Here is a 1,786-nt window from a genome sequence, read left to right on the forward strand (position 1 = left end):
TCGTAACTTTGCACCTGATATCATAAACTGGCATATATCATAACGCCAGAATTGGTTCTACATATAAAAATATAACATAAAAACCAGAAGAATTCAAAAGAAAAAATGAAGAAAATATTTTTGTTTTGTATCGCGCTCGGTGCATTCTCTGCTGTTCAAGCACAGGAGATGCTCACGTTGAGTCAGTGTCTGCAGATGGCTGTAGATAACAACCTTTCACTGCAGAAAAGCCGTAATGAGATAGCAAAGGGTAAGTATTCTATCAGTGAAAATCAGGCTAAGTTGCTCCCACAAATCAATGCGGTAGCCCAACTTAATGACAATTTTACTCCGCCCGTATCGGTTACAGATGGTTCGGCATACGGAAAGCCTTACAATGTGACTAAGACCTTGCAGTATAATGCTTCGGCAGGGCTTCAACTCCAGATGCCTCTCTATAATCAGATGGTATATACGGCCATAGATATAGCTAAGATTGCGGACCAGCTCAACAAACTCTCATATGAAAAGGCACGTGAGGATCTTATTATACAGACAGCTAAAATGTATTATATGGCACAGAACACTTCAGAACAGATACGTCTCGTGAACGACAATATCAGACGACTGGAAGAACTTCGTGACATCACGCAGGCTTTCTACGACAACCAGATGAGTCTTGAAGTGGATCTGAAGAGAGTGAATCTCAATATAGAAAACTTGACCGTGCAGCGCGATAATGCTGCTGCCATGCTCGAACAACAGTACACCATGCTCAAGTATGTTATTGATTATCCTGCTGATAAGAATATCAAGGTGACTGATGTGAATCCTAATCAGATAGAAACCGTGAAAGCGGATGGTCTGAATGTCAATCTCTACGAACTGCAACTTCTGCAGCAGAAAAAGGAACTGACTCAAAAACAGATCAAACTGGCAAAGGATGGTTATCTGCCATCGGTCAGTCTGACTGGTAGTTTGATGTACTCTGCTTTCACCGATAAAATAGAGCATTGGATTCACTCGGGCGATTCTAACCACTGGTATGGTTCCAACGGTCTCGGCATCCAGTTGAGAGTGCCTGTATTTGACGGATTTGAAAAGCGCTCGAAAATCAGAAAGGCTAAAGTGGAGGCGGAGAGTGCCCGAATCGGTTATGAGGATGCACTCAAGGGTATGCAGGCCAATTATGTGAATGCTGTAAGTGAGGTAAACAACAGTCAGCGCAACTATAAGAAACAGTTGGATAATTACGTGCTTGCGCAGGATGTTTATAATGTGACTGCCGACCAGTATAAGGAGGGCGTAACATCTATGACTGCTGTGCTTCAGGACGAGATGCGCATGAGTGAGGCTATGAACAATTATCTGAATGCTTATTATCGCTACAAGGTGGCCAATCTGGCTCTGCTTAAACTCACGGGACAATTGGAGAAGGTGAAGTAGGGAAACTTGTGATGGTGTATGATTAATGGTTATAAATAGACTGTAAATTGAGAGAATAAGGAAATATTTAATAAATAAGAAAACAACAAATAAAGATTATAAAGGAATAAAATATGGAACAGAACGAAAAAGAAACCATTGGAGTTAAGAATGAAGAAAATGTAGAATCTACTCCTCAAACAACTCAGGAATCACATGAGGAAACTGCCAAGAAACTGAAGAAGCAGAGAACTCGTCAGATTGTGGCCAGTCTCATCGGTATAGCAATCCTGGCTTTCGGACTTTGGAAAATCGTCTGTCTTTTCTTAGATTACAGTTCAAATGAAACGAGTAATGATGCTCAGATAGAACAGTATATCTC

The 1,786-nt window shown here is 41.0% G+C and carries 1 protein-coding gene and 1 pseudogene; both read left to right on the plus strand.

The window, feature by feature from the left end:
- The first annotated feature begins 105 nt into the window (after positions 1 to 105).
- Positions 106 to 1,425 carry a TolC family protein gene (locus tag QVD32_RS13085; RefSeq protein WP_287710378.1) on the plus strand — a complete coding sequence of 440 codons (1,320 nt, stop codon included), beginning with the start codon at positions 106 to 108 and terminating at the stop codon, positions 1,423 to 1,425.
- Positions 1,426 to 1,538: 113 nt separating this feature from the next.
- A pseudogene (locus QVD32_RS13090) lies at positions 1,539 to 1,786 on the plus strand (hypothetical protein); the annotation flags it as partial.

Source organism: Barnesiella sp. (genome assembly GCF_022723415.1).
GTDB classification, from domain to species: domain Bacteria; phylum Bacteroidota; class Bacteroidia; order Bacteroidales; family Barnesiellaceae; genus Barnesiella; species Barnesiella intestinihominis.

Excerpts from the sequence above, each read along its gene's own strand:
- QVD32_RS13085 (WP_287710378.1), top strand. The coding sequence starts at position 106 with ATGAAGAAAATATTTTTGTTTTGTATCGCGCTCGGTGCATTCTCTGCT.